Origin of the sequence: Actinomyces sp. S6-Spd3 (assembly GCF_000758755.1) — a bacterium.
In the GTDB taxonomy this organism is placed as follows: Bacteria; Actinomycetota; Actinomycetes; order Actinomycetales; family Actinomycetaceae; genus Pauljensenia.
The window spans coordinates 1-557 of sequence record NZ_JRMV01000057.1 but is presented as its reverse complement, the minus strand read 5'-3'; the positions used below and the strand labels follow the sequence as shown (position 1 = coordinate 557).

The window sequence follows — 557 nt, the reverse complement described above, 5'->3', positions numbered from 1 at the left end:
AGGAGTGGGGCCGATGACGCGCGCCCTCCTGCTCGCCAACGTAGTTGAAGCCGCTGAAAGGCTTTAGCGGATAATCGCGGAGGCGGTAGCGCCCTCGTAAATATAAACAAAAAGTCGCCCCCCAAGTGGGGCGACTTTTTCATGCGCAGTTCAGGCGCTTAGCTGTAAATGATGCGCAGGGGAGCGTGATCGGAGTACCGGGAGGCGTAATCGACCGCGCGGTCCACGTGCACGCTTTGAGCGCGCTGAGCCATCGCGGGGCTGGCCAGGTGGTAGTCGATGCGCCAACCCGCATCGTTGTCGAACGCCTTGCCCCTGTATGACCACCAAGTGTATGGGCCCTGCACCGGGCCGGTAAGTTGACGGGCAACGTCAACCCAACCCGATTCAATCCAGCGGTCCACGTACGCGATTTCGGAGTCGAGCACGCCGGCTGTCTTGTTGTGGTTGCCCTTCCAGTTCTTGATGTCGAGCTCGGTGTGAACGATGTTTAGGTCGCCCGTGATAATCACGTTGGGTAGCTCGCGCAGTTCGCTCATACGGCTGGTAACGAGATC

At 59.6% G+C, this 557-nt stretch carries 1 protein-coding gene; it reads right to left on the bottom strand.

What is annotated here, in order from left to right:
* Positions 1–158: 158 nt before the first annotated feature.
* On the bottom strand, positions 159–557 hold a 399-nt coding region (locus tag HMPREF1627_RS00395), incomplete at its 5' end, for an exodeoxyribonuclease III (protein WP_034499978.1).